Below are 14,986 nucleotides of genomic sequence, written 5' to 3'. Positions count from 1 at the left end.
CCCGTCTACACCCTCGATTGTGAAGAGCCCCTATTGATGGCCCGGGGCTGGACCCACGGCCCATCGTCCCCTACCCACGGCCCATCGTCCCGGACCCACGGCCCATCGTCCCGGACCCACGGCCCATCGTCCCGGGCCAACACCCCACCGTCCCCCGGACCGACACCCCACTCCACGGTGACGAGGGCTGGCAGGCGAGGGGCGTCGTCGTGATTCCACAGGCCATCCGCCCTTGTCAGACCCCCGTCACCGTCCCGTAGCGTCGCACTCATGACGAATCCGAAGCCTGCAGGCACGCCCGCGACCGCCTCCACCGCCCGCCAGTGGGAGGGCGACGACCCGCGCGCCCGCCACCCGCGGCATCACGCCCCGGAGCAGCACCAGCCCGAGCCGGGCCTGGACGTGAAGACCGATCCGGTCCCGGACATCGGCCTGGACTCCTATACCGGCCTGGGCCGGCTCGAGGGCCGCAAGGCGCTGATCACCGGCGGCGACTCCGGCATCGGCGCCGCCGTGGCCGTCGCCTACGCCCGCGAGGGCGCGGACGTGGCCATCGCCTACCTGCCGGACGAGCAGCCGGACGCTGACCGGGTGATCGCCGCGATCGAGGAGGCTGGCCGGAGGGCCGTCGCCCTGCCCGGCGACCTCACGGACACCGACTACACCGCCGGCCTCGTGGACGCCGCCGCCGAACAGCTCGGCGGGCTGGACATCCTCGTGAACAATGCCGGCAAGCAGCTCGTGGCCGACACCCCGGAGGAGCTCACCGACGAGCAGGTCGCCACCACCTTCCAGATCAACGTGCTCGCCATGTTCACGCTCTCCCGTGCTGCCCTGAAGCGCATGGGCCCCGGCTCGGCGATCATCAACACCACCTCGGTGCAGGCATACAACCCGAACCCGCTGATCCTGGACTACGCCGCCACCAAGGCCGCCATCAACAACTACACGAAGGGCCTGGCCCAGGCCGTCGGCCCGCGCGGCATCCGCGTCAATGCCGTCGCCCCCGGCCCGGTGTGGACCGTCCTGCAGGTCTGCGACGGCCAGCCCAAGGAGCGCCTGCCCGAGTTCGGCCACGATTCCCCGCTGGGCCGTGCCGGCCAGCCCATCGAGATGGCGCCGGCCTACGTGTTCCTCGCCAGCGGCGAGTCCAGCTATGTCAACGGGGACACCCTCAACGCGAACGGCGGCACCCCCACGCCGTGACCGGCCCCGTGACCGGTCGCATCGCCAGGCCGCCTCACCCGGCCCGCCTCGCCCGCCTCGACCGGCCCCGTGACCGGCCGCCCCGCCCGCCGCGCCCGGCCACCCCGCCCGCCGCGCCCGGCCGCCTCGCCCGGCCCGCCTCGCCCGGCCCGCCTCGCAGCAGTCGCCACTGCGGTCTGTGACGGATCCCTCACCGTGAGATGACATCCTTCACACCGGCCGCTACGGTGGACGAGTTTGCGCTCCGCCCGGCCCTTCCCACCCGCCCACCAGCGCGGGGGAGAGGGGCCGGGCGGTGCCCTGTCATCCGACCGCACTCCCGAAGGGACTCTGCACATGGCCGCTGACTCGGCTGGCTCGCGCGGCACCACCGCCGCCGACGCCGCGGAGACCGTCACCACCCAGGACGGCTCCGCCACCCACGCTTCCGACCAGAACGCCCCCGACCGTCCGCGACGGGGCGGCATCGGCAACCGGGCGCTCGACTTCGTCGAGAAGGCCGGCAACGCCCTGCCCCACCCGGCCACCCTGTTCGCCGCGCTCGCGGTGCTGGTGGTCCTGCTGTCCTGGCTGTTCTCCACGCTCGGCGTCACCGCCGAGGATCCGGTGGAGGGCGGCCAGATCGAGGTCTTCAACCTGCTGTCCCCGGAGGGCGTCCAGTGGATGTTCTCCTCGGCCGTGGACAACTTCGTGGGCTTCGCCCCGCTGGGCGTCGTGCTCGCCACCATGCTGGGCATCGGCATGGCTGAGCAGTCCGGTCTGATCGGCACGGTGCTGCGCCAGTTCATCCTGTCCGTGCCGAAGTTCCTCATCACCGCGGGCATCGTGTTCGCCGGTGTGATGTCCTCCGTGGCCTCGGACGCCGGCTACGTGGTGCTCCCGCCGCTGGCCGCGATCCTGTTCATGGCCGTCGGACGTCACCCGCTGGCCGGCCTGGCCGCCGCCTTCGCCGGCGTCTCCGCAGGCTTCTCGGCGAACCTGCTGCTCTCCGGCACGGACGTGATGCTCGGTGAGCTGACCATCGAGGCCGCCGCCACCGTGGACGGCGCCTACGCGGACGGCATGAACCTGGCCATGAACTACTGGTTCATCATCGCCTCCACCTTCCTGCTGACCATCGTCGGCACCCTGGTCTCCCAGTTCATCGTGGAGCCGCGCCTGGGCCCGTGGAAGGGCGAGGGTCGCATCGAGGACGAGGACGTCCAGCTCTCCGCCGTGGAGAAGAAGGGCCTCGTCTGGGCCACCGTCTCCGGCGTGGTCACCGTGGCGCTGCTGGCCCTGCTGATCGTCCCGGAGTGGGGCCTGCTGCGCGGCGAGGACGGCGGCGTGGTCCAGTCCCCGTTCATGGACTCGCTCGTGGTGGTCATCATCATCGCGTTCTTCGTCCCGGGCCTGGTGTACGGCATCGTCACCAAGGTCATCCGCAACGACACCGACGTGGTGGACCAGCTCTCCCAGACCCTCGCCGGCATGGCCGTGTTCCTGGTGCTGGCGTTCACCGCCGGCCAGTTCATCGCCTACTTCAACGAGTCGAAGCTGGGCCTGCTGCTGTCCGTGCTGGGCTCGCAGTTCCTGGAGTCGATCAACCTGACCGGTATCCCGCTGGTGGTCGCGTTCATCGCGTTCGTCTCGGTCGTGAACCTCTTCGTGGGCTCCGCCTCGGCGAAGTGGGCCATGCTCGCGCCGATCATGGTGCCGATCATGATGCAGCTGGGCATCTCGCCCGAGTTCACCCAGGCGGCCTACCGCGTGGCCGACTCGTCCACGAACATCCTGTCTCCGCTGATGACCTACTTCGCGCTGATCATCGCCGTGGCCCAGAAGTACGACAAGAAGATGGGCATCGGCTCCCTGATCGCCACGATGCTCCCGTACTCGATCGCCTTCCTGGTCACCTGGAGCATGATGACCATGGGCTGGTACTGGCTGGACCTGCCGCTGGGTCCGAACGCTCCGGTCACCTACACCCCGTGAGGCACTGACGGCGCCTCCTGACGGGGCCGCCTGACCTGCTTCCCGACGTCGGCCGCCCGCCTTCCGCACCGAAGGCGGGCGGCCGTCGTCGTTCCTCCCCGTCCTCTGGCAGGGGTCGAGTGGGCAGCTGTTCCACGATGTCGCTCGATTCCGTGGAACAGCTGCCCACTCGACTCGGGGCGACGCTCTCAGGGGCCCTGTGGCAGGGTGACTGACATGAAGACCACGAACCCCAGCCGTGTCTCCGAGCAGCTGGCCCGCCTGATCTCCACGGTCAAGGAGGATCGCAACGGGGCCCCGTCGGAGTACCTCGAGGACGTGGAGGACCGTCCGGTGGACGGCTTCGCCGTGGCCGTGTGCACCACGGACGGCGTGGCCGTCACCGAGGGCGACACGCAGCAGGCGTTCGCGCTGCAGTCCGTGTCCAAGGCGCTCACCTACGCGGTGGCCCTGCAGGAGCGCGGCATGGACGCCGTGCTCGAGCGTGTGGGCGTGGAGCCTTCCGGGATGGCGTTCAACGAGCTGTCCCTCCACTCGGACGGCCGCCCGTACAACCCGCTGATCAACGTCGGCGCGATCATGACCCACGGGCTGATCCCCGGGGACGACGAGGACGCCCGCCTCGAGCTCCTGCTGGACCGCTACTCGCAGCTGGCCGGGACGGACCTGACGATCTCCGAGGACGTCTGGGACGCCGAGACCGCCCGTGCCCACCAAAACCTGGGCCTGGCCCACATGCTCGCTGCTTCGCAGATGCTCCCGGACGACGCACACGAGGTGGTCCGCGGCTACCTCGGCCAGTGCTCGGTGGAGGTCACCGTGGAGCAGCTGGCCACCATGGGCGCCACCCTGGCCTCAGGCGGCGTGAACCCGGTGACCGGCCGGCGCGTGCTGGCGGAGTGGGTCTGCCAGCAGGTGATGTCCGTGATGCTCTCCTGCGGGATGTACAACGCCTCCGGGCAGTGGATGGCGGAGGTCGGCATCCCGGCCAAGTCCGGCGTCTCGGGTGCGCTGCTCGGTGCGGTCCCGGGCGCCCTCGGCATCGCCAGCTGGTCCCCGCGCCTGGATGAGCAGGGCACGTCGGTGCGCGGCATCGGCGTGTTCGAGGCGCTCTCCGCGGACTGGGACCTGCACGTGCTGCGCCACCGCGACGCCATGGCCGGCCTGCGCGAGGCCGCCGGCGACGGGTCCTGACACCCCGGACACCCGTGTCCCGACGGCGGCCCCCGCCTCATGCCCTGACCCACCCGTCCGCTCGGCCGGGTGAGGAGGAGAAAGCGAGGGGCAGTCGTCGTGACAGGACACACGTGGATGGCCGATCTTCGGCTCATGCCCTGGGTGGAGGCACAGTGCTAGCGTGGAGCCGACATCGCTGTGCAGTGGCGCGCCCTGACGCACCTGCGCAACCCGAAACGACCACGCCGACCCAGGAAGGCACCCACTGATGGCCCCCACGGCAATCCCCGTCTCTGCGCAGACCCGCGCGAGCTCGCTGTCCGACCTGCTCGCGGCCCTGATCCGCCTGCTGCCCCTGCAGATCAAGGACGAGCTCACCCTCGCCCTGAACCAGGCCAAGTCCAAGGGTGTGAAAGTCGGCGTCGCCGCCGGTCTGATCCTCGCGGGCCTGTTCATGCTGTTCTGCATGCTGGTGTCCCTGATCGTCACCCTGATCGGCGCCTTCGCGAACCCGTCGTTCTGGTTCCCTGCCCTCATGGTGGCCGCCGCGTTCCTGCTGCTCGGCATCATCCTCGCCGCCGTCGGCGGTCTGATGATCAAGGGCGCCATGCCGCTCATCCCGGCCGAGACCGTCCGCAACATCGAGTACGACCTCGGCTACCTCAAGGAGGGCAACGCCTTCGACCCGGCCGAGTACGACCGCGTGAAGGCCGAGCGGGCCGAGCAGAAGCGCATCGAGAAGCAGCGTGAGGCCGAGCGCAAGAAGCTCGAGAAGGAAGAGAACAAGAAGGCGGTCAAGAACGGCGAGGCCGCCCCGTACCCGGAGAAGGAGACCGCCTCCGAGGACGAGATCCGCCGCCGCGCCGAGCTGCGCCGCCGCCACCTGGCGGACATCCGCTCCGGCCTGGGCGAGCGCGCCTCCGTCAAGGGCCAGATGAACGCGTTCGCCGCCCAGCGCAAGGGCCGCGGCGCCACCCCGGAGTCCGCCGGCTCCACCGACGTCACCGCCCCGTACTCCGGCGCCGCCCGCGCCGGCGAGAAGGCCGGTGCGGCCGAGGACTACGTGAAGGAGCGGTGGCAGCCGCTGGCCCTGCTCGGTGTCTCCGGCACCGCCTTCGCCGTCCTGGGCTCCATGCTCGGCAAGAAGCGCAAGGGCTGATCCGGCCGCACGCCGACTGCCCGTCCACGGCGCCCCGTCCCTCACCGAGGGGCGGGGCGCCGTGCTGTGCGCGGGCGGGGGAAGCGGTGGTGAGGACGTCCGACCCACGGCGACATGCCACCGTCCGGCCACGTGGCCTCGCCCGAGGCCTGTGCAGGCCACAGACGCCGGTAGACTGGTCCGGCCCCCGCAGTCCCCGCCTGTGCCGCCCCGAAGGAGCCCCGTATGCGCGTGATCGATGTCGGCCTCCGCGAGGGGTACGAGTACACCGTCCGGGACACCTTCTGGACCCTGCCGAACGTCATCACCCTGGCCCGGTTCGCGCTGATCCCGGTGTTCGTCTGGCTCACCGCCACCGAGCAGTACCTGGCCGCGTTCTGGGTGCTGGCGGCCCTGTCCAGCACGGACTGGGTGGACGGGTTCGTGGCCCGCCGGTGGGACATGATCTCCACCACCGGCACGTGGCTGGATCCGCTGGCGGACCGGCTGTCCATGATCATCGTGGCCGCCACCCTGGTGCTCACCGGCGTGGCCCCGGACTGGATCGTCTGGGCGATCGTGGTGCCGGACCTCGTGCTGAGCACGGTGTCCCTGGCGCTGTTCCGCGGCAGCCCCGAGCTGGACGTCTCCGTCCTCGGCAAGGTCCGTACCGCCCTGCTGCTCGTGGCCGCACCCGTGCTTCTGCTGGGTAACGTGCCGGGCCTAACGGACACCGCCTGGGGCAGTGCCGGCCTGTGGCTGCTCTCCCTCGGTGCGATCGCCCACATGCTCGCCGCCGCGGACTACCTCCGCCGGTTCCGGGCCAAGGCCGCCGAGTTACGGGCCCGCGGGATCGATCCGCGGGACCGGACCGCCTGGTCCGAGCAGTCGGCGGAACGGCGCGAGGCCTCCGGCGCCGTCCGCGTTGCTAGGCTGAGCCGGTCTGAGCCTCCTGAGGGCCGGTGTCCACGGGGCGCCGGCGACGGGGGGAGAGGCCCCAAGACCACCCACCACCCAGGAGCACCGTCCTCGTGACCGACGCCCCGCAGGCGCATGACGCCCGTCCCCTCACCGTGATGATCGCGGCGGACACCTATCCGCCGGACGTCAACGGCGCCGCAACCTTCTGCTTCCGCCTCGCCACGGCGCTGCACGAGCGTGGCCACGACGTGCACGTGGTGGCCGCCCGCAACGACGACGGCCCGGACTTCGTGGAGCACCGCCCCGAGGCCACCGTGCACCGCCTGAAGTCCTGGCGGCCGCCCACGCACGAGTACTACCGGCTGGTGTTCCCGCCCCTGGCCCGCCGCGCGATGCGCCGCATCATGGCCGAGGTACAGCCGGACGTGGTGCATGTGCACTGCCACTACATGATCGGCGCCGCCGCGATCACCGAGGCCGAGCGCCGCCGTGTCCGCACGATCTCCACCAACCACTTCATGCCGGAGAACCTCGAGCCGTTCCTGCCGTTCCCGCAGTGGTTCCTGGACCGCTACTCCCGCTACTCCTGGTGGCAGATGGGCCGCCTGATGGGCAAGGGCGCCGTGGTCACCACCCCCACCGCCCTGGCCGCGCGCGCCATGGCCGAGCGGGCCGGGCTGCAGAACGTGCTGCCGGTGTCCAACGGCATCGACGCCTCCAAGTACGAGCAGGCCGCCGGCGAGGTCATCACCCCGCACGCGCACCCCACCGTCCTGTTCGTCGGCCGCCTGGCCGTGGAGAAGAACATCGACGTGCTGCTGCGAGCCGTCGCGCACCTGAAGGACACCCGCCCGGAGCTGGACGTGCACGCAGAGATCGTCGGCGACGGCGAGCAGCGCGACGTCCTCCGCGAGCTCGTGGCCGAGCTCGGCATCGAGGACCGTGTGGCGATGCGCGGCCACGTCACCGAGGAGGAGCTGCACACCGCCTACCTGCGGGCAGACGTGTTCTGCCAGCCCGGCACCGCCGAACTGCAGTCGCTGGTGTCCCTGGAGGCGATGAGCGCCTCCAAGCCAGTGGTGCTGGCCGACGCGCTGGCCCTGCCGCACCTGGCGGACGACGGCGTGAACGGCTACCTCTTCGTCCCCGGCGATCACGAGGACCTCGCCGAGAAGCTGGCCCGGGTTCTCGGCGCGAGTCCCGAGGAACGCGTCCGGATGGGCGAGGCCTCCCACGCCAAGGCCCTGCGTCATTCGGCGCAGAAGACCGTGGACATCTTCGAGGCGCTCTACCGCGGGGCCACACCGGCCGAGGTCCGGGCGCGGCTCTGAGCGACTCCTCGCTAGACTTGACCGACGCGTGCCACGCGCGCGGGGCGTTAGCTCAGTCGGTCAGAGCAGGGGACTCATAATCCCTTGGTCACGGGTTCAAGTCCCGTACGCCCTACCTCTCTGTGGCCTTCGGTCCGGTCCACGCCGGCACGGGGGCCGCAGCCATGACCGACCTCTCAGGCCCGCCGAACCGGGGGCCGCGGCACCGCAGACGACGACGGTCCGGCACCTTCCGTGCGGAAGGTGCCGGACCGTCGTCGGGCCTGGGCCGTGGACGCCGTGACCGGAGGGGGCCGGCGCGTGTCTGCGGCTCAGTAGCGGCCGGCCACCGAGAGCATGTTGGCCGGCATGTAGTCCACCGAGGTGATCATGAGGCCGCGGTGCGGATTCAGGGCGTGGGCCATCTTGCCGTCGCCGATGTACATCGCCACGTGGTAGACGCGGCCGGTGGAGGAGTTGCGCCAGAAGAACAGGTCGCCGGGCTGGGCCTGGGACTTCGGCACGAAGGACTTGGCGTTCCGGTACTGGTCGTGGGAGACCCGCGGCAGGGAGAAGCCGGACTTGGCCATGGCCTCGCGGACCAGGGCGGAGCAGTCGTAGCCGTACGGGCCGTTGCCGCCCCACTGGTAGTAGGTGCTCGGGTCGTTGACCTTGGAGACGATGTGCTTGACCGCGGCGGTCTTGGAGGACGGGGCCGGGGCCGGGGCAGGAGCCGGGGCAGGGGCCGGAGCCGGGGCAGGGGCGGAGGAGGAGCCCGAGACCTTCAGGACGTCGCCCACGTACATCGGGCTGTTGATGGTCTTGCCGTTCAGCGAGGCCAGGGCATACATGTCCATGCCGTGGTTGTTCGCGACGCGCCACCAGCTGTCGCCGGCCTTCACGGTGTAGGTGCCGGTGGACGGGGCAGGGGCAGGGGCCGGAGCCGGGGCAGGGGCCGAGCTGCCGTTGCTGACCTTGAGGACGTCGCCGACGTAGATGGTGGCGTCGATGGTCTTGCCGTTCATGGCGGCGAGGTCGTACATGTCCATGCCGTGGTTGTGGGCGATGCGCCACCAGCTGTCGCCGGCCTTGACGGTGTAGGTCGCCGGGGCTGCGACGGCCTCGGTGGCGGTGGAGACGGCGCCTGCACCGACGACGGTGCCGGCGCCCAGGGACAGGGCCAGGGAGGCGACGAGGGGACGACGACCGCGGCGAGCGGTGCGGGGGTGCTTCTGGGTCTCAGACATAGCGAATCTTCCAGTCGGGGACCGGCAGGTGGCATGGAGCCGCCAGGGCTTTCCGGCAGGAAGGTGCCCAGGGGTGGCCGGTACGAGAGTGAATCGGTGTGGTGAGGCCGGGAGCCGCGGGAGCGGACGGGGAAGGTCCGGGATCCGGACGATGTCCGCATCGTTATCGAATATACATGTTCGTTATCTAAACGCAACTATTGCTGTGACGGGTGTCTCCGGCGTGTCGCGCGGGGCGGGCCGCTGTCCCGCCGGCGCGATCCGGCCGGTAGCGTGGGCACCGTGACAGACCGCCCCCTGCGCCTGCTGATGGACGCCCGTTACACGCGCACCGACTTCCATGACGGCATCTCGCGCTACGGCGCCAGTCTCATCGCGGCCGTGCACCGGCTGACGACTGCGGGGGAGTGGGCCGGCCGTGTTCAGATGCACATGCTGGTCAGTGACGAGGCGCAGCTGCGCCTGCTGCCGGCCGGCGTCCCGTGGCACCGCGCCACCGGGCCCACCTCGCCCCTCGAGCCGACGCTTCCCGTGCAGGTGAACCGGCTGCGTCCGGACGTGGTGTTCTCCCCGATGCAGACGATGGGCTCCGCCGGCCGCCGCTACGGGCTGATCCTCACGCTCCACGACCTCATCTACTACGAGCACCGCACCCCGCCGCGGAACCTGCCCGAGCCGGTGCGTTGGCTGTGGCGGCTCTACCACCTCGGCTACGGACCGCAGCGGCTGCTGCTCAACCGCGCGGACCGCGTGGCCACCGTCTCCCAGACCACGGCCGGGCTGATCGCCGAGCACGCGCTGACGCGACGCCCCGTGGACGTGGTGCCCAATGCGCCGCAGCCGGTGGCCGAGCCCCGGGACCCAGACGCGGCGCCGGCCCGCTCGCTCGTCTACATGGGCTCCTTCATGGACTACAAGGACGTGGACTCGCTCGTGGCGGCCATGCCGCTGCTGCCGGGGTACACGCTGCATCTGCTCTCGAAGGTGCCGGCCGAACGCCGGGCGGAGCTGGAGGCGCTGCTGGCGCGGCGGCGCGCCGAGACGGGGGCCGGGACAGCGACCGGAGCGCACGGCGCGGGGGCCGGAACCTCCGGTGAGGTGGTCTTCCACAACGGCGTCACCGACGAGGAGTACATCGCCCTGCTCCGCGAGGCCACGGCGCTGGTGACCCTGTCCCGGGCCGAGGGCTACGGCCTGCCCGTGGCCGAGGCGATGTCCCACGGCACTCCGGTGATCGGCTCGGACATGCCGATCTTCCGCGAAGTCGCCGGGGGAGCCGAGCCCGCCTTCCTCCCGGTTCCGCTCGACGGCGACCGTCCCGCCGCCTTCGCCGCGCAGGTCCGCACCCTCACCGCGCCCGGCGCCTGGGCCGCGGCCTCGCGGGCCGCCGTGGGGCGTGCCGCCCGCTACCGCTGGGAGGACTCGGCGGCGCGGCTGCTCGCGGCAGTGGAGTCCGTCGCCGATGAACGCGCTCAGTCCCGCTCCCGCCGCGGCTGAGCCCCGTCCTCACCGGCATCGTCCTCCCTCCCGGCGCCGCCGTCCTCGCCGAGCGGCCACAGCACCGAGGGGCCGGACAGCCCCAGCAGCAGCGCCGGGTCCAGATAGCGATCCCGCAGCGTGCGGCCCACCAGCCAGCCGTCCAGCACGCGCACGCCCAGGTGCACGCACGGCTCGGCGCAGTGCTCCGCCGCCGGGTCCAGCCGGCCGACCGGCTGTCCCGCCGTCACCGTCTCCCCCTTCCCGACGACGGCCACCACCGGCTCCATCGAGCTCACCACCTCCTGTCCGTGGTCGATCGACAGCACCGGCCGCCCCGCCACCATGCCGACGTGCCGGACCGTCCCGTCCGCCGGAGCCAGCACGACGTCCCCGCGCAGCCGCAGGTCCACGCCGCGGTGACCGGGATCCCAGGGCTGTTCGGGGGCGTCGAAGGCGCGCAGCAGGTCTCCGGCACCCGCGCCGGGCGCGGGGGAGGACCAGCGCAGCCCCGCCGGGATCGGTGTGGGGTCGGGTGCGGAGGCGGCGGTGCCTGCAGCGGACGACGCCGCCGGTGGGCCGGCACCGGCCGGTGCGGCGCCGAGCAGCACGGTCAGCAGCAGCACCGTCGCCGGGCGGCGCAGGCCGGGGCGGCGGAAGGGCGCCCGCCTGCTCGGGCGGGGCGAAGCGGTGAGTGACGTTCCCATGGGGCCAGGGTGCGCAGAAGACGGAGGCCGGTGCCGTCGTCGAGAAGCGAACTGTGGAGGGAACCGGGCAACCGGTCCGCTGTGCAGGAGGGGACGAGCGGGCGGAAGAGGTGCCGGGCGGGCTGGGGTACGATGGTCACAGCGGTGACGTGTGCTGTGCCCGGAAACGGGAGGCGACGTCATCGACTACGCACACCACGGTGCGGCTGCGGGGCCCCGGTCCCACAGCGGCAGACCCCACCGACGGTCCCGTCCCCACGGACGGGTTTCGGCGGCGGTCCGGCGGCACCGCCGTCGTGGTGTCAGGGACCGCCCGGCCGGGCGGTCGAAGAACCGTGAAACAACGATCGGCAGCCGCCTGCGCACAGACGCGCGGGGTCCTACGGCCGCCACAGAAGGGATTCGACATGTCGTCCGTCGTGACCATGCGCCAGCTCCTCGACTCCGGTGTCCACTTCGGCCACCAGACCCGCCGCTGGAACCCCAAGATGAAGCGCTTCATCTTCACCGAGCGCAACGGCATCTACATCATCGACCTCCAGCAGTCGCTGACCTACATCGACCGTGCCTACGAGTTCGTCAAGCAGACCGTCAAGCACGGTGGCACCATCCTGTTCGTCGGCACCAAGAAGCAGGCCCAGGAGGCCATCGCCGAGCAGGCCAACCGCGTCGGCATGCCGTACGTGAACCACCGCTGGCTGGGCGGCATGCTCACCAACTTCCAGACCGTCTCCAAGCGCGTGCAGCGCATGAAGGAGCTCGAGGAGATCGACTTCGAGGACGTGGCCGGCTCGGGCCACACCAAGAAGGAGCTCCTCCTGCTCTCCCGCGAGCTGCAGAAGCTCGAGGCCAACCTGGGCGGCATCCGCAACATGTCCAAGACCCCCTCCGCCGTGTGGGTCGTGGACACCAAGAAGGAGCACCTCGCCGTGGACGAGGCCCAGAAGCTGGGCATCCCGGTGGTCGCCATCCTCGACACCAACTGCGACCCGGACGAGGTCACCTACCCGATCCCGGGCAACGACGACGCGATCCGCTCCGTCGCCCTGCTGACCCGCGTGGTCGCCGACGCCGTCGCCGACGGCCTGATGGCCCGCTCCGGCAAGGGCGGCGACGCCTCCGCCGAGCCGATGGCCGAGTGGGAGCGCGAGCTGCTCGAGCAGCACAACGCCGAGAAGGCCGCCGAGGCCGAGCAGACCGAGGGTGAGGCCGCTGAGGCCGCCGCTCCGGCCGCCTCCGAGGACGCCGCCAAGGGCGAGTGACCCCGGACCGCCCCGGCGGGCGCCCAGCCGCACCCGCCGGGGTGGACCCCAGACATCAGCATCCCGCAACCACCCCATCCAACGGGAAGGACCGAACGAGCATGGCGAACTACACCGCTGCCGACATCAAGGCCCTGCGCGAGCGCACCGGCGCCGGCATGATGGACGTCAAGAAGGCCCTCGACGAGGCCAACGGCGACACCGACAAGGCCATCGAGATCATCCGCGTCAAGGGTCTCAAGGGCGCCACCAAGCGCGAGGGCCGCGCCGCGGCCGAGGGCCTCGTCGCCGCCACCGTCGAGAACGGCGTCGGCGTGATGGTCGAGCTGAACTGCGAGACCGACTTCGTGGCCAAGGCCGAGAAGTTCATCACCCTGGGCGACGTCGTCCTGAAGACCGCCGTCGACTCCGGCGCCGCCGACCTCGAGTCGCTGCTGGCCGCCGAGTACGAGGGCCGCACCCTCGGCGACCACGTCACCGAGGAGGGCGCCCTGATGGGCGAGAAGGTCGTCGTGCGCCGCATCGCCCGCGTCGAGGGCGCCTTCGTGGACGCCTACCTCCACAAGACCTCCAAGGACCTGCCGGCCCAGGTGTCCGTGCTCCTGGCCGTGGACTCCGACTCCGACGAGGCCAAGACCGCTGCGCACGACATCGCCGTGCACACCGCCGCCTACTCGCCGACCTACCTCACCCGTGAGGACGTCCCGGCCGAGACCGTGGAGAACGAGCGCCGCATCGCCGACGAGACCGCGCGTGCCGAGGGCAAGCCGGAGCAGGCCCTGCCGAAGATCGTCGAGGGCCGCCTGACCGGCTTCTTCAAGGAGATCGTCCTCGAGGACCAGCCCTTCGCCAAGGACCCGAAGACCACGGTGGGCAAGGTCGCCTCCGAGGCCGGCACCAAGGTCACCGGCTTCGCTCGCTTCCGCGTCGGCAACTGAATCACGCCGCGGCGCCTGCCGCTCGGTCCGCCCCTGATTCGGGGGTAGGATCGTAGCGATCCGAGCCCGCGCCGGTCCGCATGCACCGCATGCGGCCGCCACCGATGGCGGGGTGGTCACCAGCTCGGTGACCACCCCGCCGTTGTGTGCCCACACCTGGACAAGCCCGAGACGACGCCCCGAGGAGTCCCGCACATGGAGACGAACACCCACACCCAGTCCCTGCCGACCGTGACCGACGCCGCCACGGGACGCCGCCGCGTGCTGCTCAAGCTCTCCGGCGAGGTCTTCGGCGGCGGCAAGGTCGGCGTGGACCCGGACACCGTCCGCGGCATCGCGGAGCAGATCGCCGAGGCCGCCGAGTCCGTCGAGATCGCGATCGTGGTCGGCGGAGGCAACTTCTTCCGCGGCGCCGAGCTGTCCGAGAACGGCATGGACCGCCGTCGCGCCGACTACATGGGCATGCTCGGCACCGTCATGAACTGCCTCGCCCTCCAGGACTTCCTCCTCCAGGCCGGCGTCTCCACCCGCGTGCAGTCCGCGATCTCCATGGAGCAGGTCGCCGAGCCGTACATCCCGCTGCGCGCCATCCGCCACATGCAGAAGGGGCGCGTGGTGGTCTTCGGCGCCGGCACCGGCCTGCCCTACTTCTCCACGGACACCGTGGCGGCGCAGCGCGCCCTCGAGATCGGCGCGGACGAGGTCCTCATGGCCAAGTCCGGCGTGGACGGCGTCTACACCGCCGACCCGAAGAAGGACCCGAACGCCGAGCGTCTGGACCACCTCACCTACGACGAGGCCCTGCAGCGGGACATCCGCGTCATGGACCTGACCGCCATGACCATGTGCAAGGACAACGGCCTGCCCATGCGTGTGTTCGGGATGGAGGGCCCCGGCAACGTCACCGCTGCTCTGCGCGGCGACGGCATCGGCACCACCGTCACCCCCTGAGCCGGGGCCCGCCCGAGTCCGAGTCCCTGAATCCCACGTAGGATGGAGGGCAGCCACTCACCCACACGTCAGGAGACATCGTGATCCAGGAGACCCTGCAGTCCGCCGAAGAGCAGATGGGCCGCACCATCGAGGCCACCCGCGAGGACTTCGCCTCCGTGCGCACCGGCCGCGCCAACCCGGGCCTCTACTCCAAGGTGATGGTGGACTACTACGGCGCCATGACCCCGCTGCAGCAGCTGGCCTCCTTCACCACCACGGACGCCCGCACCCTGCTGATCACCCCCTTCGACGTGTCCGCGCTGCGCAACATCGAGAAGGCCCTGTCCGAGTCGGAGGTCGGTGCCAACCCGTCGAACGACGGCAAGGTCATCCGCGTGGTGATGCCGGAGCTCACGGAGGAGCGCCGCAAGGAGTACGTGAAGCTGGTCAAGCAGAAGGCGGAGGAGCACAAGATCTCCGTCCGCAACGCCCGCCGCAAGGCCAAGGAGGCCATCGACAAGGCCGTCAAGGACGGCGACGTCGGCGAGGACGAGGGCGCGCGCGGGGAGAAGGAGCTCGACGCCATGACGAAGAAGCACGTGGACCTCATCGAGGACATGGCGAAGAACAAGGAAGCCGATCTGCTCGAGGTCTGAGGCCCCGCCCGGGCCCCAGCGACGCCCCACCGGAAGCATCCA

The 14,986-nt window shown here is 71.0% G+C and carries 13 protein-coding genes and 1 tRNA gene; 12 read left to right on the top strand and 2 right to left on the bottom strand.

The features are described 5' to 3' along the window. The first annotated feature begins 270 nt into the window (after positions 1-270). From HMPREF2863_RS05020 to HMPREF2863_RS04990, 7 genes are all read left to right on the top strand, one after another. The gene (locus HMPREF2863_RS05020) at positions 271-1,206 is read left to right on the top strand and encodes an SDR family oxidoreductase (RefSeq protein WP_070638484.1); all 936 of its coding nucleotides are present in this window, start codon (positions 271-273) and stop codon (positions 1,204-1,206) included. A gap of 336 nt (positions 1,207-1,542) precedes the next feature. Next, positions 1,543-3,180, top strand: a complete 1,638-nt coding sequence (locus tag HMPREF2863_RS05015; RefSeq protein WP_083315233.1) for an AbgT family transporter — start codon at positions 1,543-1,545, stop codon at positions 3,178-3,180. A 216-nt stretch (positions 3,181-3,396) separates the two neighbouring features. Further along, positions 3,397-4,374: a glutaminase A gene (gene glsA / locus HMPREF2863_RS05010; protein WP_070638481.1), complete on the top strand. Its 978-nt coding sequence runs from the start codon at positions 3,397-3,399 to the stop codon at positions 4,372-4,374. Between the two features lie 250 nt (positions 4,375-4,624). Continuing rightward, positions 4,625-5,515, top strand: coding sequence for a phage holin family protein (locus HMPREF2863_RS05005; RefSeq protein WP_070638478.1), 891 nt, complete (start codon positions 4,625-4,627; stop codon positions 5,513-5,515). Between the two features lie 225 nt (positions 5,516-5,740). Then, a complete protein-coding gene (locus HMPREF2863_RS05000; RefSeq protein ID WP_070638475.1) occupies positions 5,741-6,529 on the top strand; it encodes a CDP-alcohol phosphatidyltransferase family protein in 789 nt (262 codons plus the stop codon). Between the two features lie 41 nt (positions 6,530-6,570). Beyond that, positions 6,571-7,746, top strand: a complete 1,176-nt coding sequence (locus tag HMPREF2863_RS04995; protein WP_070638512.1) for a glycosyltransferase — start codon at positions 6,571-6,573, stop codon at positions 7,744-7,746. A 41-nt stretch (positions 7,747-7,787) separates the two neighbouring features. Continuing rightward, a tRNA-Ile gene (locus HMPREF2863_RS04990) sits at positions 7,788-7,861 on the top strand. Positions 7,862-8,057: 196 nt separating this feature from the next. On the opposite strand, the gene HMPREF2863_RS04985 is transcribed toward HMPREF2863_RS04990, so the two are convergent. Beyond that, positions 8,058-8,972 carry a C40 family peptidase gene (locus HMPREF2863_RS04985; RefSeq protein WP_070638472.1) on the bottom strand — a complete coding sequence of 305 codons (915 nt, stop codon included), beginning with the start codon at positions 8,970-8,972 and terminating at the stop codon, positions 8,058-8,060. A 309-nt stretch (positions 8,973-9,281) separates the two neighbouring features. On the opposite strand from HMPREF2863_RS04985, the gene HMPREF2863_RS04980 reads away from it, so the two are divergent. Beyond that, on the top strand, positions 9,282-10,469 hold the full coding sequence (locus tag HMPREF2863_RS04980; RefSeq protein ID WP_070638509.1) for a glycosyltransferase: 1,188 nt from the start codon (positions 9,282-9,284) through the stop codon (positions 10,467-10,469). Here HMPREF2863_RS04980 and HMPREF2863_RS04975 read toward each other — a convergent pair. After that, a complete protein-coding gene (locus HMPREF2863_RS04975; protein ID WP_167635515.1) occupies positions 10,445-11,155 on the bottom strand; it encodes a M23 family metallopeptidase in 711 nt (236 codons plus the stop codon). The two genes, HMPREF2863_RS04980 and HMPREF2863_RS04975, sit on opposite strands and share 25 nt — an antisense overlap. Positions 11,156-11,562: 407 nt before the next feature. Between HMPREF2863_RS04975 and rpsB the strand changes: the two genes are divergently transcribed. The 4 genes from rpsB (at position 11,563) to frr (ending at position 14,944) form a co-directional block, all read left to right on the top strand. Further along, the gene (rpsB, locus tag HMPREF2863_RS04970) at positions 11,563-12,417 is read left to right on the top strand and encodes a 30S ribosomal protein S2 (RefSeq protein ID WP_067189775.1); all 855 of its coding nucleotides are present in this window, start codon (positions 11,563-11,565) and stop codon (positions 12,415-12,417) included. A 101-nt stretch (positions 12,418-12,518) separates the two neighbouring features. Then, complete coding sequence (gene tsf / locus HMPREF2863_RS04965) at positions 12,519-13,355, top strand: translation elongation factor Ts (protein ID WP_070638471.1); 837 nt, start codon at positions 12,519-12,521, stop codon at positions 13,353-13,355. 195 nt (positions 13,356-13,550) lie between these two features. Next, positions 13,551-14,306, top strand: coding sequence for a UMP kinase (gene pyrH, locus HMPREF2863_RS04960; protein ID WP_067189779.1), 756 nt, complete (start codon positions 13,551-13,553; stop codon positions 14,304-14,306). Positions 14,307-14,386: 80 nt separating this feature from the next. Continuing rightward, entirely contained in the window at positions 14,387-14,944 is a 558-nt protein-coding gene (gene frr, locus HMPREF2863_RS04955; protein ID WP_067189781.1) for a ribosome recycling factor, read from the top strand. Positions 14,945-14,986 lie beyond the last annotated feature (42 nt).

Origin of the sequence: Micrococcus sp. HMSC067E09, from assembly GCF_001812555.1 — a bacterium.
Lineage (GTDB): Bacteria > Actinomycetota > Actinomycetes > Actinomycetales > Micrococcaceae > Micrococcus > Micrococcus lylae.
The sequence above is the reverse complement of the archived record's forward strand: the minus strand, read 5'-3'. Positions and strand labels throughout refer to the sequence as shown.